The sequence below is a fragment of the Pseudomonas sp. 8(2025) genome (assembly GCF_052665325.1).
The window spans coordinates 112,398-131,405 of record NZ_JBQOIE010000015.1 but is presented as its reverse complement, the minus strand read 5'-3'; the positions used below and the strand labels follow the sequence as shown (position 1 = coordinate 131,405).

The 19,008-nt window shown below is 61.7% G+C and carries 17 protein-coding genes; 6 read left to right on the top strand and 11 right to left on the bottom strand.

Annotated features, from left to right (window positions below):
• Positions 1-3: 3 nt before the first annotated feature.
• The 3 genes from ACUXVH_RS25425 to ACUXVH_RS25415 form a co-directional block, all read right to left on the bottom strand.
• Complete coding sequence (locus tag ACUXVH_RS25425; RefSeq protein ID WP_065363691.1) at positions 4-258, bottom strand: bacteriocin immunity protein; 255 nt, start codon at positions 256-258, stop codon at positions 4-6.
• Positions 259-604: 346 nt separating this feature from the next.
• Positions 605-1,321 (bottom strand): lecithin retinol acyltransferase family protein, encoded by a 717-nt coding sequence (locus ACUXVH_RS25420; protein WP_073698956.1) that lies wholly within the window; start codon positions 1,319-1,321, stop codon positions 605-607.
• Between the two features lie 294 nt (positions 1,322-1,615).
• Complete coding sequence (locus ACUXVH_RS25415; RefSeq protein ID WP_065363692.1) at positions 1,616-3,130, bottom strand: 2OG-Fe(II) oxygenase; 1,515 nt, start codon at positions 3,128-3,130, stop codon at positions 1,616-1,618.
• Positions 3,131-3,235: 105 nt separating this feature from the next.
• Here ACUXVH_RS25415 and ACUXVH_RS25410 point away from each other — a divergent pair, with 105 nt between their 5' ends.
• Both ACUXVH_RS25410 and ACUXVH_RS25405 read left to right on the top strand, forming a co-directional pair.
• Positions 3,236-3,844 carry a TetR family transcriptional regulator gene (locus ACUXVH_RS25410; RefSeq protein ID WP_019095023.1) on the top strand — a complete coding sequence of 203 codons (609 nt, stop codon included), beginning with the start codon at positions 3,236-3,238 and terminating at the stop codon, positions 3,842-3,844.
• A complete protein-coding gene (locus ACUXVH_RS25405) occupies positions 3,841-4,527 on the top strand; it encodes an HD domain-containing protein (RefSeq protein ID WP_065363693.1) in 687 nt (228 codons plus the stop codon). The genes ACUXVH_RS25410 and ACUXVH_RS25405 overlap by 4 nt, the downstream gene beginning before the upstream one ends.
• A 161-nt stretch (positions 4,528-4,688) precedes the next feature.
• Here ACUXVH_RS25405 and ACUXVH_RS25400 read toward each other — a convergent pair whose 3' ends face one another.
• The 8 genes from ACUXVH_RS25400 to ACUXVH_RS25365 form a co-directional block, all read right to left on the bottom strand.
• Positions 4,689-5,117, bottom strand: a complete 429-nt coding sequence (locus tag ACUXVH_RS25400) for a hypothetical protein (protein WP_065363694.1) — start codon at positions 5,115-5,117, stop codon at positions 4,689-4,691.
• A gap of 114 nt (positions 5,118-5,231) precedes the next feature.
• Positions 5,232-5,891, bottom strand: coding sequence for a hypothetical protein (locus ACUXVH_RS25395; RefSeq protein WP_065363695.1), 660 nt, complete (start codon positions 5,889-5,891; stop codon positions 5,232-5,234).
• An 89-nt stretch (positions 5,892-5,980) separates the two neighbouring features.
• Positions 5,981-7,156: a hypothetical protein gene (locus tag ACUXVH_RS25390; RefSeq protein ID WP_065363696.1), complete on the bottom strand. Its 1,176-nt coding sequence runs from the start codon at positions 7,154-7,156 to the stop codon at positions 5,981-5,983.
• Positions 7,157-7,551: 395 nt separating this feature from the next.
• A complete protein-coding gene (locus tag ACUXVH_RS25385) occupies positions 7,552-8,316 on the bottom strand; it encodes an amino acid ABC transporter ATP-binding protein (protein WP_011060657.1) in 765 nt (254 codons plus the stop codon).
• Positions 8,313-8,972: an amino acid ABC transporter permease gene (locus ACUXVH_RS25380; protein ID WP_065363697.1), complete on the bottom strand. Its 660-nt coding sequence runs from the start codon at positions 8,970-8,972 to the stop codon at positions 8,313-8,315. Before ACUXVH_RS25380 ends, ACUXVH_RS25385 begins: the two co-directional genes overlap by 4 nt.
• 9 nt (positions 8,973-8,981) lie before the next feature.
• Positions 8,982-9,629, bottom strand: coding sequence for an amino acid ABC transporter permease (locus ACUXVH_RS25375; protein WP_011060659.1), 648 nt, complete (start codon positions 9,627-9,629; stop codon positions 8,982-8,984).
• 63 nt (positions 9,630-9,692) lie between these two features.
• Positions 9,693-10,481, bottom strand: a complete 789-nt coding sequence (locus ACUXVH_RS25370; protein ID WP_065363698.1) for an ABC transporter substrate-binding protein — start codon at positions 10,479-10,481, stop codon at positions 9,693-9,695.
• A gap of 188 nt (positions 10,482-10,669) precedes the next feature.
• Positions 10,670-13,717 (bottom strand): aminotransferase class III-fold pyridoxal phosphate-dependent enzyme, encoded by a 3,048-nt coding sequence (locus ACUXVH_RS25365; protein WP_065363699.1) that lies wholly within the window; start codon positions 13,715-13,717, stop codon positions 10,670-10,672.
• Positions 13,718-13,856: 139 nt separating this feature from the next.
• Here ACUXVH_RS25365 and ACUXVH_RS25360 point away from each other — a divergent pair, with 139 nt between their 5' ends.
• The 4 genes from ACUXVH_RS25360 to ACUXVH_RS25345 all read left to right on the top strand — a co-directional run bounded on the left by ACUXVH_RS25360 (position 13,857) and on the right by ACUXVH_RS25345 (position 18,909).
• Complete coding sequence (locus tag ACUXVH_RS25360) at positions 13,857-14,297, top strand: Lrp/AsnC family transcriptional regulator (RefSeq protein ID WP_011060662.1); 441 nt, start codon at positions 13,857-13,859, stop codon at positions 14,295-14,297.
• 211 nt (positions 14,298-14,508) lie between these two features.
• Positions 14,509-15,015 (top strand): sigma-70 family RNA polymerase sigma factor, encoded by a 507-nt coding sequence (locus ACUXVH_RS25355; protein ID WP_011060663.1) that lies wholly within the window; start codon positions 14,509-14,511, stop codon positions 15,013-15,015.
• Complete coding sequence (locus ACUXVH_RS25350) at positions 15,012-15,977, top strand: FecR domain-containing protein (RefSeq protein WP_053157719.1); 966 nt, start codon at positions 15,012-15,014, stop codon at positions 15,975-15,977. The genes ACUXVH_RS25355 and ACUXVH_RS25350 overlap by 4 nt, the downstream gene beginning before the upstream one ends.
• A gap of 97 nt (positions 15,978-16,074) precedes the next feature.
• Positions 16,075-18,909: a TonB-dependent receptor gene (locus ACUXVH_RS25345; protein WP_065363700.1), complete on the top strand. Its 2,835-nt coding sequence runs from the start codon at positions 16,075-16,077 to the stop codon at positions 18,907-18,909.
• Positions 18,910-19,008: the final 99 nt, after the last annotated feature.

The following is a 19,008-nucleotide window of genomic DNA, read 5'->3' as shown; positions in this document are numbered from 1 at the left end:
CAATCAGTCGTTCTTGAACCCCGGCAGCCCCTGGGCTTTCCGCCATTCCTTCACTGTCTTAGTAACACCCTCGGCGGAGTTATCCGCACCGGGTTCAGGGTGGAAAATCAGGTCATAGCCATCTGGATGGCCTGAGAGCTTGCTGAACTTTTCAAGCAACTCACCCAGCTCATCGTCCGTCCCGCCCTTGTTGACCACCCGTATGTTCTTGACGAAGGAAATGAATTCGGTTTCGGTAAAATCAGAAGTATCTTCCACGTTGTGCCTATTTTTTCTTGTGAAGATTAATGTGATTTTGTGGGTTTTTAACCCTCAAGCTTTCTGCGTCTTATACCGCCCCACCGTCCACAATGCGCTCGAGATGGTGTCTGAATGGCTCTCACTTTGTAGATTCTTTGATTGACCGCTTCTGGCTGCGGATGCAACCGGTCGATGCAACTTGCCTAGCGATGCCTGCAATCTGCTGCACGCCTTGGGTGAGAGAACCATGGGGCATGGCTGATCCTGCGTACACCCCGGTTGAGTTCTGAAAATACGAAAAAGGCGACGCAATGCGTCGCCTTTTTACTGGAGGGGGGCAGGCCTTTGCCGAGGTCTCAACGACTTACCACCAGTCCGTAACCAAATCCCAGATGCTACTGACCACATAGGCCGCGCCTACTGCGACGGCTGCTGTTGCCACCGCCGGGGCAAGGGCTGTGCCTCCGACGATACCGACTGTGCTTAATCCAACAGCCGTCATGCTGGAAACTCCACCCGTAGCCGCGAAACCGGCAACGGTGCTGACTGCACCCTTGGCCAGGGCCTGTCCAGCCAATGATCGGGCTACGTGATTGGCTGCGGTCTTGGTTGCCTGGCCGGCCAGTATTTTGCCTGCGGCCGAGGTCCCCGCTTTAGTGAGTAGAACCTTGGTCGTTTGTTCGGCCGTTTGCTTTGCTACTTGGCGCATCAGCAGATGGGTTACGAGGTTGCTACTCAGGCGTTCGGTCGCGGCGTTGATCTGTTCGCTGGAGTGCCGGTCGGTGGCGCACCAGGTGGCAAAATGCTCGCAATTGTTGAACAGAAGATTGTATTCATCCTCGCCCAGCCTGGAGCGCGCCCGACGACAGATTTCGGGCCCGCGGAAGTAGACCTTTTTGTAGGTCTTGATTCGCGCTTTCTTGTTTTGCAGGAAGGCTTCAAGAGAGGTCGACTCGATACATCCCTTATGAAGACCCGAGCCCATACCGGAATAGTGGATCACGCGATTTCTGCCGACAAAAATCCCGTGGTGGGTATAGAGACCTCGACCAACAATCAGATGAGTTCCAGTGGGGTACATGTCCAATCAGGCTCCAGTGATGTGCTTTTGAAGGCGGCACTCGCAAGCGTTCCGGTGATATCGAGGGGCTTGATCCGTGTCGCAATCTTCATGCAGGCATTTCCAGCTGTTCATGGGCGTATCGCCAAGATTGTCGCCCCGAGCATGGGTTGCATCATAAACATCGGCCCCCAGTGGTCGCCATCAAAATGCCGCTATTTATGTTGCGTCTTTTCGCGGGCTGGGCGCTTCGGGTATCGCTGCGGTATGTGCGCTCGAAAGCACGGGTATTGGGTAGCGCAGGAGTAGGGCGTCCTAACCCTTGTCGCCATGCACCAATATCCGTCCGTCATACCCACAGCTGATCCAGCCACCGGCGCGGGTGGGGAGCACATCGGTTGCAAAGTTGTCGTGTGAGCCGATGCTCACCCCTTGCCGTGAGGGCAGGTTCCAGCGCTTGACGAATCCGTCCTCGCCGCAGGTCAGCAGCATGTGTCGCGCCTTGAAGCGCACGCGCCGCACAGGCCCGTCATGAGCGGCAAGGCAATCTAGGAGCGCGAGCATCGGTTCGGTCGCTAGCAGGTGCACCGCGCCGTCGAGATCACCAGCGGCCAAGGTGACGCTGCCATCGGCGTCGATCCAGCTCGCCAGCGTTCTCAGGGGGCGGCCCAGATCGAGCACTTGTACGCAGTCCCGCTCCTCGGGGTGCCACAGCCTGACGGTTCCGTCCTCCGATGCGGTGGCGAAACCACCGTTGGCCGTAGGCGCGATCGCCCAGACCCAGCAGGCGTGGGCCTGACGCTTGTCCGCGGCACCTGTCGCCAGGTTCCAGACTGTCACGCGACCGTCAGCAGCCCCGGTTACGAAGAGGCCAGCGCCTAACTTTGCCGAGGACAGGACGGCCGAGTCCGATGTGCCGATCAACCTTGACTTGCCGGTCGCCAAGGACCAATGCCGGACTGTTCGATCCCGCGAGTGAGAAACAAGCTCGCCAGGCGCCACGTCCACCAGACCCAGAATGGATTGTGTATGTCCGTCAAGCTGGCCCAGGCACCGGCCCTCGCGATCCCACAGCCGGATGGTTGCGTCACGCCCGGCGCTTGCCAAGCCCCTGTCGCCCAGGTCGGCAAGCGCCCATACGTACCCGTGGTGGCCCGGCTGGAAGGGGCCGTCGACGTGCAAGGATTGCTGTGGCTCGTACATCAGGTCACTGCGCATGACGTATTTTTGGCCAGCGTCCACTAAGGCGCCGGCGTGCCAGAGTGTGTGGTCGAATACGATCAGGCTGCCCTTTCGGGGGCGCAGCCTGAGCGTGGAATCCCGGTTCGACATGGCTGCGGACCGTCCCTCGAAGAACACGGTCTCTCCGCCGCTGAATGCATCGTCGTTAAGATAAATCATGAAGGTCAGGCGTGACTGTTGGTGTTGGCGATGGTGGACACCATCCTGATGGGCACGGAACTGGGTACCGGGCCGGTAGCGGCAGAAGCGCAGCCGCTCATTGATGCCGACCGGACGCCAGCCGTCCTCATCGATCACCGTCCCGAGCCTCGGCATCCGCAAGGCGCAGTGCTTCAAACGTTCGAATAGCCGCCCGGCCAGAGCAGGGTCGTCTGCCACGATCCGGTCATTATCGCGGTAGGAGGACGGGTAGTCCGACCCTGCGCTGGCGAACCCGCACTGCTCCGTGGCTTCTATCAACGCTTCGCATTCGCTGGCCGAAAGAAACTCGTGCACCAGGACACACCGCACCCGGTCACCCAGCGGTAGCTCGACCGAGGCCGACGCAGCAGTGGCCCTCGCCATCAGTTTTTCAGCGAAGGAATTCATCGTGATCTCCAAAGTTGGTCTGATAACCAATATTTGGAAAGCTAGGGTGTGGCGGGGTCGATGTCAATGCTAAGCTGGTCGCGCAACCAACATTGGAAAGGTGACATGGCACGGCGCTCGAACACTGATGAAAGACGCGGCCAGATCGTGGCGGCACTCCAGGCCGTCATGGCCAAGGCCGGCTACGCTGGCGCAACCGTAGCGGCCATCGCCCGGCATGCGGAGCTAGCGCCTGGCCTCGTGCACTACCACTTCAAGGACAAGCGCGAGATCTTGGTGGCACTGGTCGACTCACTGGCCGGCTACGCCCATCAGCGCTACGAGTCCCGGGCCGCTGAGGCCCAGACCGCCGAGCAAAGGCTTCAGGCCTACATTGCAGCACACCTGGCCTACGGTTCGGACGCGCAGCCCGATGCGGTCGCGGCATGGGTGATGATCGGCGAGCAGTCGGCCCACGACCCGGACGTGCGTGAGGTCTATCAGGCTGTGCTAGCGGCGCAGATGAAGCTTCTCAAGGGCCTGCTCCGGCAGCGGTTCGCCGAACGCGGACGCCGCGCCCGAGGGCTCGACGCGCTGGTGGCGGGCATTACATGCTTTATCCAGGGGGCGTTCACGCTGTCCACCACGGCGCGGCCACTGCTGCCGACGGCTTTTGCCGCACCGACGTTGATCGCCTGGGTCGAGCGGTACATTGATGGGGAGGAGGAGCGATGAGGGGAACGCCAGAAGGGCGCAACCTCTTTCCGGCCGGCGCGCACGGCGCCCCCGAGGTGCTTGATGGTGTGGATTTCGCCGCCTGGGCTCGCCTCTGGGCGGAGCTTGGCGCCGGCTGCCCGCCGCGAGCAACCTATGAAGAGCTCCTTCGACGCTACCGCGAGCCCCATCGTGCGTACCACAACTGCCAGCATTTGCAGGAATGCCTCCAGGTGCGCCGGCTCATCAACGCTGCCTGCCATGCCCCCGCTGAAGTCGACCTCGCACTCTGGTTTCATGACGCCATATACGACCCCCTTCGCAGCGACAACGAGCTGCGCAGTGCGCAATGGCTGGACGACGTGGCACGCGATAGCGGCCTGGGGGATGAAATCCGACGCAGGCTTTACGGCCTGATCATGGTGACGCGACACGACGGCGCTCCAGCGTCGGCAGACGAGGCCGTGTTGGTGGACACGGATCTGGCGATCCTTGGGGCATCGGCCGCGCGGTTTGAGGAGTACGACCGCCAAGTCCGTCGCGAGTACCGATATGTACCGCTGTTTGTGTACCGCCGAAAGCGGCGCCAGGTCCTGGAGGGCTTCCTGGCACGCGGGCGCATCTATACGACCGCACCCTACTTCGATGCATTTGAACCGCAAGCCCGCGTCAATCTTGCAAGCGCTATCGACCGCCTCGGCTGAGGTACGGACCCCAGTGGGAGGCGGGAATTTCGCCTTTGCAGGTGCCTGGCCATTCTGCAGTTCAAGCCGTCACCGCAAACAGATGACGCGGCATCGCCGGTCAAAAAACCATGGTTACAGGTCACACAGGCTGCCGTTGCCGTTGCGCCCGTGATACCGACCTAAGGCTTGGCCCGGTCCCAGCGACATTCCTCCAACCGGTGCACATCGGTTCCGCTCTTTTCTCGCCTGTCGATGTCGCCGTCGGCGTTCAGGTAGATATGGGTGTTGGGCCACTGCGGGGTGATGCTGATGCAATGATTGCGCCCGGTGTTCTTGCTCCACCAGGAAAATTCCATGAAGAACTCGTCGTCCGGGAAGAGCGCGCCATGATCGGTTGCGCCGCCTCCGGGAAGCATTCCTCCTTTATCAATCCGATCCTGGACGTTCCAGATGTACCTGAGTTCATCACGGCCGGCTTGGGAGTAGTGAACATTCACCCTTGGCAACGCGAAGTCCCAATGAGTGACCAGCCCAAGCAGCAGCGGTATCCAGAGCAGCTTTACGTACCATGGCCGGCGCGTGCCTGCATGGAGGGGCCAGAATTTCATCTCCATCCTTTGGGCGTATTTTTGGCGGGGGGGCGTGGGTTGAGAGTGGAGACGGCAGTGTCGCAGCCGGTCGTTATCGACTTCCGGCTGCTGTGTGGCTTCTCGTGCTGAATGTCAGCAACCGGACGCTTTGAGCCCGGTGCCGATAGTGACCGCGTTGACCTGCACTTTCTCAAAGGCCTTCTGCGCGGCGGCGTCGTATTTCTGGTCGCAGTTGAAGCGGGTCTCCATCACGTAGTCTTCGCCTTCTGCTTTGCGCATCTGCGATTCCCATTGGTCGGCGGCGTTGAGCGCGGCATCCGAGGCCAGCACCACCTCCAGCAGCACTTCCTTGAAATCTACGGCATGGGGGCCTTCCCAGTGGGCATAGACGGAAGGGTCGGCGGCGTTTCCGCACATGCTCAGGCAACTGGCGCTGTAGCTCAGGCCGCCACCGGACGACTCGGTAAAGGCGCCGACGGTGAGGGGTTTGCCTGGCGCCGGGGCGTAGGTGCCGACGAACTGGGTCAGGTCGGCCTGGCATTTGGGCGTCAGTTCCATGCGCAGTTTGCTGACTTTGCCGCCCTCTACCGTGGCGGTGATGTCGCAGCCCTGGACTTTGAACTTGTGCTCATCGCCGAAGGATTCCCGAGGGATTCCGGCGACGGATTCAAAGTAACGCTGATTGGTGCCCAGCATGTCGTCGGTGAAGACTTCGGCCACGGAGGCGGCATGGGCAATGTCAACAGACAGGGCCAGTGTTGAGGCAAAAAGGCTGTAGATCAGCTTGTTCATGGGAGAGTCCTTTCGATGGGCGACCGGAAGCTGTGGTCATCGGCAGGTGTTTTGGGGGCGGGAGTGTAGCAGGCCCACACCTGTGCATTTCAATTGGGACTGTGATCGGTATGTGGGTTCCATATCCTGATGAAGTAACACTTGGACTGGCTGTTGCCCACTTCGTCGGAGGAATAGGACTGAAGTGATTTTGCTGTCGAGGCGATGGTGTCCAGCCGTGTCTGAAGCTCCGTCAGCTGCGGCTGAGTGAGCATTTCGAAGCTTTTCACTTCTGCCAGGCCTTGTGCCAGGGCCGGGCCACGAGCGGTCAGCGAGTAGCCTAGGTTGCAGGACTGGATGCGCTGGTTTGTATTGCCCGAGGCAAGCGTTCTGGCTCTGGACAGGTCCGCCTCGGCTGTTGTCAGGTACTTGTCATGCTCCGATAAACGAGCTTTGGCCTTATCGATCCGGGCGGTGGAAACCAGGATCAATTGATCGTTCAGGAATAGCATCTTGCCGAGTGCTTCCTCGTGTTCCTGCACGTTGTAGGTATTGGTCAGGCCCAGGAACGAAGACTTCCGCTCGATACTGGGCTTGAAACCGGCAAAGCGTTCTTGCGCCTTGGTCACTGCAAGATCCTGTCTCGCCGCGGAGGCCATATTGGTCTTGAGGGTGTCGTAGACCAGGGCATAGCAATCTTCCGAGCGCGAGCACATGTCCCGAAGCCTGGCCCACAAGATGTAGGACTCGCTGGTTTGGCCTCGCAGGCGTGCCATCTCCCTGCCGGTTGGAGAGGTCCTGCCCTCTGAGCACACCACCGTGCGTGCGCTTGCATCGTAGTCGGCATAGACAGTTGCGAATTGATCGGCCGAAGTCTTGTAGGAGAAACCTTTTCTTATTTTTATCAGTGCCTCCTTCATGTCTTTGACATCGTCGGGGGTGAATCCCAGTACTTGTTTCAACCCCTTTCCCGCACCATAGGTCGCGCCGGAAGCAGCGCAAGAAATCTCGTCCACGGCATTGCGCACGGTTTCGTTCACTTTATCGAGGTAGCCGTAGACGCTTCGATCCGTACGATCCAAGATCTTGAATACTTCGACGCGCACGTCAGCAGGCAACGCCTTGATGACCGCCAGCGTCTCCTTGTCGACCCCGGCGGTTACCTCGAAGCCAAGGGTCGCTTTCAATTCGCCCAGGAAGGCGAAGCTAGTGCCTGGCAAACCCAGCAATATCGCGGTGCCCAGCACCGCTGACACACCCCTGAATACACCTGCATGTTTTGACATTTGAATTCCTTTCGAAAAGACATGTTGGACTAGGTCGAATCTGCATTTGAACGATGGACGAGGAGGGCATAATGCTGTCAAAGCGCCATGTTTCGTCGAGAAGAGTAGGTGCAAACAGCTGGAAAGCCATCGCGGACAAAAAAATCACCGGGGTCGGCGCTGCCTTGATCGAGCAATTGATCGCTTGGGTGAGGGGCGAGGGACGGGGAGGATTCGGCTGGGGTTCACCTATGCACAGATGCCAGCCGTGACTTTGTACAAGAGATATGGTTTCCATCCCGTGGGAGCGCTCAAGCCGCTGCGTGCAGGTTCCAGCCTGCTACGGTGCCAAACAAGTACTCCAAGCGTACTCGTTTGGCACAACAGCCTGTTCGCGAATTGGGCGTGCAACTTATCTATGCATGCAGATGCTTTTTCAGGAACGACCGGGTTCGTTCGTGAGTGGGGTTTTGCAGGATCTCTTGTGGCGCGCCTTCCTCGACCACCACGCCACCGTCCATGAAGATGATCCGGTCCGCCACTTCGCCGGCAAAGCGCATTTCATGGGTGACGATCAACATGGTCATGTGTTCGGCGGCGAGTTGCTTCATGACCTGGTTGACCTCTTCCACCAGCTCGGGGTCCAGCGCCGAGGTGGCTTCATCGAACAGCATGACCTTGGGGCGCATCGCCAGGGCCCGGGCAATGGCCACGCGCTGTTTCTGCCCGCCGGACAGGCGAGAAGGGTACTCGTCGAACTTGTTGGCCAGGCCGACCTTCGACAGGTACTCCATGGCCAGCTCGCGAGCGGCTGGCCTGGTCAGCCCTTTGAGCTTGACCGGGCCGAGGGCGATGTTTTCATGCACGGTCAGGTGCGGGAACAGGTTGAAGTGCTGGAACACCATGCCCATCTGCTGGCGCACGCTATTGATGTGCTGTTCAAAGGCTCGACCTTTCAAGGGGCGGTTGACGTGTTCGCCTTCCAGCCAGATCTCCCCCTCGTTCAGCACTTCCAGGTGGTTGATCGAGCGCAGCAGGGTGCTTTTGCCCGAACCACTGGGGCCGATGATGGCGATGATCTGCCCGCGCGAGACAGACAGATCGATGCCTTTGAGCACTTCAAGTGCGCCATACGCCTTGCGCGCGCCCTTGACTTCAACCATGAGCTTTTCGGTGGTCATCGTGACATCTCTACCTTGGTTTCAAGAAGGTGCAGGCCGGCTTCCAGGACAAGATTGACCGCGTAATAAATCACCGCGACGGCCAGATAGAACTCGAACGGGCTGTAGGTTTCGCTCACGGCGCGCTGGGCGCTGTAGACCAGTTCGGCAATGCCGATGATCGACACCAGGGAGGTGTCCTTGAGCAGCACGATCAGGTTGTTGCCCAGGGGCGCCAGGGTACTGCGCAGGGCTTGCGGCACAATCACGTAGCGCTGAGCCTGGCTGCGGCTCAGGCCAATGGAGCGCGCGCCTTCAATCTGCCCCGGATCGACCGACAGGACCCCGGCACGAATGACGTCGGCGTTGTAGACGGCGAAGTGCAGGCTCAGGCCGATGATGCCAGCCATCAATGCCGGGATATCGATCCCCACTTGCACCAGGCCGTAATAGATCAGGTACAGCTGAAGCAGCAGGGGCGTGCCCATCAGCAGCCAGGTCATGAAGCGTATGGGAAGGGATACCAGTTTGGGGGTGTAGAGCACGATAAGGGCGAAGGCTATGCCCGCTATCAGGCTCAATACGCTGGAGCAGAGGAACAAGACGATGGTCCACCAGAGTCCGGTTGCCAGCAGCTCGGAATAGGGGGTGAGGATACTGAGATCGAGGCTTTGCATTGACGCGTCTCACTTTGCCGCGAAGCGTTTGTCGAGGTGGTCAACCAGCAATCTGACCGTGTAGACCATGGCGATATACAAAATGGCCGACACCATGAAGATCTCGAATGGCTTGTAGGTGGAGCTGATAAAGCGCTGCGCTGTATAGGAGAGCTCCACCACCGAGATGGTCGACACCAGGGCCGAGCCCTTGATCAGCGCGACCGCATTGACCCCCAGTGGCCTGATCATCAGCTTGGCGGTTTGCGGCAGGGTGATCAGCCACAGGGTCTGGCCCTTGCCGAAACCGATTGAGCGGGCCGCTTCGACCTGGCCGGGATCGACGTTGCTGATGGCGCCGCGAATGGATTCGGCCATGTAGGCCGCGATGTTCAGGCCCAGGCCGATGACGCCAGCGGAAAACGGCTCCAGCTCAAGGCCGATCTGCGGGCCGCCAAAGTAGAGGAGGAAGAGTTGGACCAGGCAGGGCGTGCCGCGAAAAACGCTGATGTAGACCCTGGCCAGGCAGCGAAGCAGGAAAAAGCCGGACAGCCGGGCCGCCACCAGCACGATGGCGACCAGCAGGCCCAGCAGCAGTGCCAGTAGCGAAACGTGCACCGTGACCCAGGCCGCCTCCAGAAAAAACGGCAGGGTGCGCTGTATGAGTGTCAGATCCATGGGCAGGCTCGAAAAGGTCAGGTTGACTGGCCCGACCCCAGGTCGAGCCAGGCTGAAGAGGAGTCAGCGAATGTCCTTGCCGATCCACTTCATCGAGATCTTTTCGTAGCTGCCATCGGCGAGCATCTCGTTCAGTGCCTGCTGCATCGCTGCCTTGAGCTCGGGGTTGTTCTTGCGCAGCGCAATGCCCATGCCTTCAACCCCACCGTCACTGTCGGGTGGCGTGATGATGCGCACTTTCTGCCCGGTTTCCTTGACGGCCACCAGTACCGGAACGCTGTCCATCACCAGCGCGTCGAGGCGCCCGGCTTCCAGGTCGACCAGCATCTCGGGAAGCCCTTTGTAGGTCTTGACCTTCAGGTTGCCGCGCGCCCTGGCCCATTTGTCGTGGGCATCGCCGAGGGTGACGCCCACCGTCACATCCTTCAGGTCAGCCAGGCTGTTGATCGGCGAGTCTTCCTTCACCACGATGGTGCGGCCGGCGTGGTAGTAGGGGCCGACGAAATCCACGGCCCTCAGGCGTTCAGGGGTAATGGTCATGGAGGCGATGATGGCGTCGTATTTCTTGGCCAGGAGCCCGGCAATGATCCCGTCGAAGGGCGTGGTGACAATGCTGACCTTCACCCCAAGCCGCTGGGCCAGGGCTTCGCTGATGGAGGCGTCGAAGCCGACGATCTGGTTCTGCTCGTTGGCAAAGCTGAAGGGCGAGTATTGCCCGCTCATGGCGATGCGGATTTCTCTGGATTCCCGGATCGATTGCAAGTCATCAGCCTGAGCGGCTGCGGGGCAGAGGAGCGCCGCGGCGGCGACGGTGGATGCGGCAAGCAGACCCTTGAGCGTTCTGGTTAGCATGGGATGGCACCTTTGAAGAATTATTATTTTTTGTTGTGGGCTCTTCACCCTGGCCTCGGGAAAAGCTTTGCACAGGTCATTGCGCAAAGCACCCGGCAAGGTGTCCGCGTGCCGGACACATTGCCGGAGTTGGCCGACACTATGTCGGCCAGCCCGGTTTGGGGCGCTGCGGCCTCGATCCTGATGCTCTAGCGCAGTGCCGCCTTGAAGCTTTCGTCCAGGACCTCAAGCAGGAAGTCGGCATTCTTCTGGCTGAAAATCATCGAGGGGCGCATTTTCAGTACGTTGTCGTAGGGGCCTTCGGTGCCGATCAGAATTCCGCGCTCCCGGGCACCATCGGCGACCTTCCTGGCCAGTTGCGTAGCGGGAGCCTTGCTCTTGCGATCGGTGACCAGTTCAATCCCGAGGAACAGCCCCAGGCCGCGTACGTCGCCAATGGCATCGTAGCGCTGCTGCAGCGTGCGAAAGCCATCGAGCAAATAGTTGCCCACCGTCAGTGCGTTGAGTTTCAGGTTGTCGCGTTCAATCACATCGAGAACGCTGAGCCCCACGGCACAGGAAACCGGGTTGCCGGCGAAGGTGTTGAAGTACTCCATGCCATTGTTGAAGCTGTCGGCGATTTCGCGGGTGGTCACCACTGCCGACATCGGGTGCCCGTTGCCAATGGGTTTGCCCATGGACACCGCATCGGGCACCACGCCCTGGGTTTCAAAGGCCCACCAGTGGCTGCCCACTCGACCAAAGCCGACCTGGACTTCATCGGCCAGGCACAGGCCGCCCTCGGCACGCACCATTGCATAGACTTCCTGCAAGTAGTTTTCCGGGAAAAACAGTTGCCCGGCGACGCTGGGAATGGACTCCGCGAGAAAGAACGCCGGGGCCCGGCCCTGCTTGCGCATGCTATCGATCTGCTCGGCGACACTTTGCGCGAAACGCTTGCCCAGCTCCTCGAATGGCCAGTGATCCGCAGCGCGGTAGGCATCCGGCACCGCCGCCTCGAATACGTGTTCTGCACGGCCTTTGCCGGCCTTGCGCTTGTACTTGTAGGGGCTGAGGTCGATCAGCTCCTGGGTGGTGCCGTGGTAGGCCCAGTCCAGCACGATGGCATCGTTGCGCCCGGTGTGATTGCGCGCCATGCGCAGCATCAGGCTATTGGCTTCGCTGCCTGAACAGCCGAAGGAGGCCACCGCCAGGCCTTCGGGCAAGGTCGCGGTGAGCCGCTCGGCGTACTCCACGATGTTGTCGTGCAGGTAACGGGTGTTGGTGTTCAGGCGTGAAGCCTGGCGCGCCAGGGCCTGCACCACGTCGGGATGGGAGTGGCCCAGGTGGCAGACGTTGTTGAAGCAGTCCAGGTAGGCCCGGCCAAAGTTGTCTATCAACCAGACCCCATCACCGCGTACGAACTTGATCGGGTCCGAGTAGGAAATCGACAAGTTGGGCAGCAGCAGTTGTTTACGCTTGGCCACGATCTCTGCTTTGCTTCTGCCTTCCTGGCTGTAGGTTTCCGCAGGGATTCCGGCCAGGGTCGATGCATCCGGGAACAGGTCGGCCCACACCTCAAGGTAGGCGCGCTCACCGACGCCGATGAACTCGCTCGCTTGCAGCTGGGTATCGGTGGACATCTGGAAGTGCACATGGGGCAGCCAGCCGCCGTTTTCCGTGTCCGCGCCCATGTGGCCCACCAGGGCACCCGCCTCAAGACGGTCCCCGGGCTTGAGGCGGGTCAGCGCTTCGTGGGCCATGTGCCCCCACAGGGTCAGGAACGGCGGGCAGCCCTCAGGCGAATGCTCAAGCATGATCAAGCCGCCATAGCCCAGCGGTTCACGCTCGACCTCGACGCTGCGCACTACGCCGGCAAGCGGTGTGTACAGCGGCGTTCCGGCCGGCATGATCAAGTCGACGCCCAGGTGAATGATCCGACGTTGCCCTGCAATGAAGCGCGATTCAAATGCCGCATCGGTGTAGATGGTCCGTTCTTCGCCCCAGGGGCCGATGCCCAGTGGCACTTGATGTTCAGCCGCAAAATCGTTCCACCATTTCGCCGCCTCTGCCGGACGCTGCTCGGCGGAGGCGACCGTCAGCACATGGGCGGCATCGGCGAACGGCACAATGGCCTTGTTCAGGGTCGCCGCCGCCGGATGCACGATGTCCGCGAAGGCGTGGCGGTTTTCATCCACCCAGCGGCGAACCGCCCCGGCACCTTCTATCGCGTCATAGCCGCAGGCCTTGCGCAGGATCGCCGTCGCCAGGCGCGGGTTCATGCGGTCCATTTTTTCCAGCAGGCGCCAGGCCGGGGCTTCGCTGATGGCCAGGTAAGGGTTGTCCTGGGTCTGCTCGTGGCGCGAGGCCGACAAGGTGACGCTGATGACCAGGCGCATGGCGATCAGGTTGAACAGCACGTCCAGTTCTTGCGGCTGCAGCGGGTAGCGCTCGTGGAAGCCGGCGGTGAGGGCGGCGGCCGCGCCGATTGGGTCCTCCATGTCGAGAATGGAGTAGGCGCAGGTGATGGCGACTTCGGCAATCAGCACCGTATGCACGGCATCGCCAAAGTCGATGATGCCCGAGACCTGCTGATGAGTCCGCGGGTCGACGAGGATGTTCCAGTCATTGCCGTCATTGTGAATGACCTGCGTGCGCAACCGCGCAAGCCTGGGTTGCACGGTGTTTTCGAACGCGGTAATGAAGCGCTCCAGAATGGCTCGTCGGCCAGGGTCCTTGACGAAATGCAGGCGCGATCTGGAGCGCGCGGCGTGCCGCAGGTCCCAGTCCAGGTCGCGCACCGCACCGGGATGCATGAACCCCTGCAACGCACGATCCATGTCGGCGAACGATTGGCCCAGGCTGCGCATGAGGGCGAAGGTGCGCTTGACCTCGGCCAGGGGAGTGCCGTGCAGCCAGCTCACCAGGCGCACCGCATGGGTTTCACCGGAGGGCGCCACGGCCGAGGCGAGGAAGCCACCGGCAAGGCTCTTCTTCAACTGCGGCACGGCAAGCTCGGGGTTGTAGCTGGCGAGGTGGCTGAGGATGGCCGTCTGCAGCTCGCTTTCAGTACGCGGTTCACTCGAATTGACCACCTTCAGAATCCACCCCGCATCGCTTGCAGTGTTCAACCGGTAGTTGCAGTCGCGCTCGCCATCCAGGGGCGAGGCCGTGGCGACGACATTGAAAAGCTGCTCGGCCAGTTGTTCGGCATCGCGGGGCGAGAACTGCGGGGCGGGATGGGAAAGGTTGGTCATGGTAATGGTTTTCCAAGTTATTGTTTTCAGTTAGCTTGGCATGCGAAATCCTTGACGGCAGTAGGTATGCGGTCGGTGTTGGCCTGCATATTGTCGGAATCGACCGGCACAAATTCGGTAGTCAAAGTGAGGAGTCTTGATGCGCGACCTGGACGTGAAAGATCGCGAAATACTGGACATTCTGTCTAAAGAAGCGCGGATTGCCCTGAAGGCCCTGGCCGCGAGAATCGGACTGTCCAGAAGCGCCACCAGCGAGCGTGTCCTCAACCTTGAGCGCAATGGCGTGATCAGGGGCTACCGGGCGGATATTGGCGAAATCGACGCCAACGTGATTCGCGCCATGTTTCTGGTGTGCCTGAAACGCACGCCGGCCATCAGCCTGCTGGACATGCTGGCCCAGCACTCCCAGGTGCGACGCATCTCTTCGGTCAGTGGCCAGCTCGATCTGGTGATCGAGATCGAATCCCGCACCATTGATGATCTGAACCGAGTCCGGGATGCCGTAGCCAGTCACGAGTCCGTCGAGGACATCACCACGGCGGTGGTGCTTCGGCGCGACATCGACCGGCAGACTTCCTGATTCTGCGACACGAAGAGCGGGCGGGATGTGCCTGCGAGAAGTGCCGGGCGCACCCGCAAAAGCTCTGAAATGCTCGCTTGGCGCCCGTCCCCGGCAGCCGGATGTGGGAGGGTGGGCCCATTCCCTTGCGGCAATCGCCCGCTTCCCACCCTGTACAACGTGCATCGCAAAACCATAAAATGAGAAGCATTATCATTAATGCGAATCTGCCATGCACAACCACAGCCTCTCTTCGCCCGTCGCCCAGTTGTATGCGAACCATCACGGCTGGCTGCGGGGCTGGCTGCACCGGCGCCTGGGGCACAGTGCCGATGCCGAGGACCTGGCCCATGACACCTTTATCCGGGTGCTGCGCTCCCAGGAGGATGTGCGTGAGTTGCGCCAGCCCATGGCGTTCCTGGCCACCATTGCCAACGGCCTGCTGATCAATCGCTGGCGCCGCCAGGCGATCGAGCGGGCTTATCTGGAAGCCCTGGCGGCGCGGCCGGTGGGGGAGGAGCCTTCGCCGGAGGAGCGGCATCTGATGATCGAGACCCTGTTGCAGCTGGATTCGCTGCTGGTGGGGTTGTCGTCGCGGGTGCGGCAGATCTTCTTTCTGTCCCAGCTCGATGGCCTGACCTATCCGCAGATCGCTGCGCAGTTGGGCTTGACCGTGGCCCAGGTGCAGCGGGCCATGGGCAAGGCCTTCAGTGTCTGTTACGCGAGCCGTTTTGAATGAGTGGCGCTGCGGTCGATCCCCGAGTGCGGGACAACGCCATCGACTGGCTGGTGCGGATGCAGTCCGGGCTGATGAGCGCCGCGGACCATCAGGCCCTGCAGCAGTGGCGGCAAGCCAGCGTCGAGCATGAATACGCGTGGCAGCGGGTCAGCAGCCTGCCGCTGATGTTGCAGCCAGGGGCCAATCTGTTGGCCGATGCCACGGCGCGCCGGGCATTGCAAGCGGCGGGCGCCGATCCGCAGCGACGGCGACAGGTGCTCAAGTGCCTGCTGGCCCTGGGGCTGTTGGGGGGCATTTCCTGGCAGGGGGCGGATTCCACCCTGGTGCGCTCAGCCCTGGCCAGTTATCGCACCGGCGTCGGCGAGCGACGCCATTGGGCCCTGGCCGACGGTGGCTCGCTATGGCTGAACACCGCCAGTGCGGTGAACCTGGACCTGAGCGCCCGGCAGCGCAGCCTGCAATTGATCGAGGGCGAACTGGCTCTGGACACCCCGGCGGGCTCTGCATCCCTGCAACTGTCGACCCCGGATGCGGTGCTCTATAGCCGTGGTGCCAACCTGCTGGTGCGTCACGATCGCCTGGGCACCCAGGTGACGGTGTTGCGCGGGCTGGTGCAGGTGAGCGCACGGCAGCACCCAGCACCGCTGGCGTTGCAGGCCGGCTGGCAAACCCGAGTCGATGGCCGGGGAGCAGGGCGGCCAAGCCCCATCGATACGTTTCTGGCCCAGGCCTGGATGCGCGGCATCCTGCCCGCCGAGCGCATGCGCCTGGATCAGTTGCTGGCAGAGCTGTCGCGCTATCGCCCGGGCTTCTTGCGTTGCAGCGAAGCCGTGGCGGGCCTGCGCGTAACCGGCAGTTTCCAGTTGGACGACACCGATGCCGCCCTGGCCCTGGTAGCCAATACCTTGCCGGTGCGCATCGAGCGAAGAACCCGTTACTGGGTGACCGTGGTGCCGGCCTGAAACTTTTTTTTCACCGGCGCGATAGTTTTTTCGATCTGGCTTGGCCTTCAGGTATTACCCACCGGCACAGGTGGGTTTCGATCCCTAGGAGCCCTGCATGATTTTCCCTGCTCGTGTCTTGCGTACCCATACCTTCGGCCTGCTGTTGCTCGGTTTGCAGCCGCTCTGTAGTGAAGTGGTGTTGGCTGCCGGCGAGCGCCACTACAGCATCGGCGCCGGTCCCCTGGACCAGGTGCTGTCGCGCTTTGGCGCCGAGGCGGGCATCAGCATGGCCGGCAGTGCGCTGCTCACCGCAGGCAAGACCAGCCAGGGCCTGCAAGGGGATTTCAATACCGAGGCGGGCTTGAACCAGCTGCTGTCGGGCACCGGCCTGGGCTACGTGCGCCAGGCCGACGGCGGCTATGCCTTGCGCCTGCGCCTTGATGCGGTGTCGCTGCCGACCCAGAAGGTCAAGGGCGAAAATCCTGACGAGGAAGAGGTGTACCGGGCACCGCGTTCATCGGTGTACATCTCTGCCGACGACATGCAGCGCTTTGGCGTGGTGTCGGTGGGCGACATGCTCAAGGGCCAGCCCGGGGTCCAGGTCGGTGACAGCCGCAATGGCGGCGGCCTGGATGTGAACATCCGCGGCATCCAGGGCCAGAGCCGGGTGGCGGTGACGGTGGACGGTTCGCAGCAGGCGCTGGATGTCTATCGCGGTTATGCCGGGACCCAGCAACGCAGCTACATCGACCCGGACATGATCAGCGACATCGCCATCGACAAGGGCCCGAGCCTGACCTCCAGTGCCATAGGCGGCACGGTGAAGATGCGCACCCTCGGGGTCGGCGACATCCTCAAGGACGGTCAGAATATCGGCCTGCGCCTCAAGGGTGATGTCTGGAACAACGGTGTGGCCCCGGCCTCCCGCGATCCGCACTCCAAGACCCAGGACCTGTACTCCGAGCCGCATCAGAGCCGCGGCGGGCTGTTCGGCTCGGAGGCCGAGGCCGGCAGTGCCGCGTTCGCCTATTCCCATGAATTCTTCGATGTGGTGGCGGCCTACGCCCATCGCAACCAGGGCAACTATTTCGCCGGCAAGAAGGGCCAGGATCGCTACCGCACCTATGACCGTTACGGCGATGAAGAGACCAGCGTCGCCACCACCTACAACGCCGGGGAAGAGGTGCTGAACTCCTCGTCGAAGACCGAATCCTGGCTGCTCAAGACCACCCTGCGCCCGGCGGACGGCCACACCTTCGACCTGGGCTACCGGCGCTACGACGGACGTATCGGCGAGATCATGCCCTCGGACATCTTCCGTTTCGGCACTGGCGGCATCTACCAGTACCCCCTGGGCCACACCCAGATCGACACCTACACCGCGCGCTACAACTACCTGCCTGCAGGCAACCCGCTGGTGGACCTGAGCGCCGACCTGTGGATGACCGATGCGCAGACCAGCCAGTTGACCGCCGTCTCGGCGCCGGCATCCCAGGCCTACCGTTCGGACCGCAACTGGAGCCGCCAGGCCGATCGCCGGGTGGGCGGTGGCCTGGCCAATACCTCGCGTTTCGAGACCGGCTACGGCGACTTGAAGCTGGACCTGGGCAGCTCGTTCCAGCTGGAGGAACTGCGCCCGCAGAAAAGCGTGGCCACCACCCAGGACGATATCAACGCCAACCGCATGCTGCGCGAAGGTTCGCGGCAGGAGTTCAGTTTCAACGGCAAGCTGGAGTACAAGCCGGTGGACAGCCTCACCCTGTGGGGCGGCGGGCGCTACACCCACTATCGCAGCAAGGATCACGTGCCCACGGCCACGGCGCGTCGCGAGGAACGTGACCTGCGCTACCTGCGGGTTTCCAACGGCGACAATTCCGGCAACATGATGTGGTTCCCCGACCAGAACGGCCAGTACACCGACGCCACCGACCCGCGCCTGAACAACGGCATCGTCTTCCAGAACACCAACTTCCCCTTCGAGGGCGTGCGCTACAACGACTTTGGCGCCACCGACTCCACGGTCTATCCGTCCCAGGTCGGCGAGGTGGTCACCGGCTACAACTACTCCGGCAAGAACAGCAACAGCGGTGGCGCCTTTGCCCCGGCCTTCGGTATCAATATCGAAGTGCTGCCGGACACCTTCGTGTACGCCTCGTACACCCAGGGCTTTCGCATGCCGTCGCTGTTCGAAACCAGCCAGGGCGTACAGCAGACGATGCCCGGCAAGGGCCTCAAGCCCGAGCGTTCGAGCAACTGGGAGATCGGCGCCAGCACCCTGCAAAAGGGCCTGTTGGTGGATGACGACTCGGCGGCGTTCAAGCTGGCCTACTTCAACAACACCATCAAGAACTACATCACCCGCTACTACGACCCGAGCCCGGGCCTGTGGGGCCTGATGCGCTTCAGCAACACCGACAGCTACAAAACCAGCGGCCTGGAACTGCAGACCCGCTACGATGCCGGGCGGGTGTTTGCCGACCTGTCGTCCACCTACTACCTGAAGACCGAAACCTGCGACGCGGCTTTCGCGGCCACCCTGCGCGCCACCAGCAATCCCTACCAGAAAACCGCCGACACCCCGGACTGCACCCCGGGCAGCTTCATGGGCTCCTACACCAACACCCAGAACCCGCCACGCTTTGCCGGCAACCTGACCACTGGCCTGCGCTTCTTCGACCAGAGCCTGACCCTCGGTACGCGCATCACCTACACCTCCGGCCCCACGGTTACCGCCGACAAGCCCTGGCAGACCGGCGCCACCACGCCGCAACTGAACTACCGCGAAGTGGCGCTGTTCGATCTGTTCCTCAACTACAAACTGAAGGAAGACGCCAGCCTCAACGTGTCGCTGCAGAACCTCACCGACCGCTACTACCTGGACCCGCTGGCGCAGAGCTTCATGCCGGCACCGGGGCGCACGCTGCGGGTGGGGATGCAGGCGAAGTTCTAGGATGCGGGCGGCCTTCTCCGGACCAGGCAGCAAGGTGCGGCCTTGCCGCACCGGCCTTTTACTGCGGCGGGTCGACGCAGTAAAGTAGGCCGCTTTCGC

Excerpts from the sequence above, each read along its gene's own strand:
- ACUXVH_RS25410 (WP_019095023.1), top strand. The coding sequence starts at position 3,236 with ATGGCACGGCGCTCGAACACTGATGAAAGACGCGGCCAGATCGTGGCG.
- ACUXVH_RS25420 (WP_073698956.1), bottom strand. The coding sequence starts at position 1,321 with ATGTACCCCACTGGAACTCATCTGATTGTTGGTCGAGGTCTCTATACC.
- ACUXVH_RS25355 (WP_011060663.1), top strand. The coding sequence starts at position 14,509 with ATGCACAACCACAGCCTCTCTTCGCCCGTCGCCCAGTTGTATGCGAAC.
- ACUXVH_RS25400 (WP_065363694.1), bottom strand. The coding sequence starts at position 5,117 with ATGAAATTCTGGCCCCTCCATGCAGGCACGCGCCGGCCATGGTACGTA.
- ACUXVH_RS25365 (WP_065363699.1), bottom strand. The coding sequence starts at position 13,717 with ATGACCAACCTTTCCCATCCCGCCCCGCAGTTCTCGCCCCGCGATGCC.
- ACUXVH_RS25385 (WP_011060657.1), bottom strand. The coding sequence starts at position 8,316 with ATGACCACCGAAAAGCTCATGGTTGAAGTCAAGGGCGCGCGCAAGGCG.
- ACUXVH_RS25390 (WP_065363696.1), bottom strand. The coding sequence starts at position 7,156 with ATGTCAAAACATGCAGGTGTATTCAGGGGTGTGTCAGCGGTGCTGGGC.
- ACUXVH_RS25415 (WP_065363692.1), bottom strand. The coding sequence starts at position 3,130 with ATGAATTCCTTCGCTGAAAAACTGATGGCGAGGGCCACTGCTGCGTCG.
- ACUXVH_RS25370 (WP_065363698.1), bottom strand. The coding sequence starts at position 10,481 with ATGCTAACCAGAACGCTCAAGGGTCTGCTTGCCGCATCCACCGTCGCC.
- ACUXVH_RS25405 (WP_065363693.1), top strand. The coding sequence starts at position 3,841 with ATGAGGGGAACGCCAGAAGGGCGCAACCTCTTTCCGGCCGGCGCGCAC.
- ACUXVH_RS25360 (WP_011060662.1), top strand. The coding sequence starts at position 13,857 with ATGCGCGACCTGGACGTGAAAGATCGCGAAATACTGGACATTCTGTCT.
- ACUXVH_RS25345 (WP_065363700.1), top strand. The coding sequence starts at position 16,075 with ATGATTTTCCCTGCTCGTGTCTTGCGTACCCATACCTTCGGCCTGCTG.
- ACUXVH_RS25380 (WP_065363697.1), bottom strand. The coding sequence starts at position 8,972 with ATGCAAAGCCTCGATCTCAGTATCCTCACCCCCTATTCCGAGCTGCTG.
- ACUXVH_RS25375 (WP_011060659.1), bottom strand. The coding sequence starts at position 9,629 with ATGGATCTGACACTCATACAGCGCACCCTGCCGTTTTTTCTGGAGGCG.
- ACUXVH_RS25350 (WP_053157719.1), top strand. The coding sequence starts at position 15,012 with ATGAGTGGCGCTGCGGTCGATCCCCGAGTGCGGGACAACGCCATCGAC.
- ACUXVH_RS25395 (WP_065363695.1), bottom strand. The coding sequence starts at position 5,891 with ATGAACAAGCTGATCTACAGCCTTTTTGCCTCAACACTGGCCCTGTCT.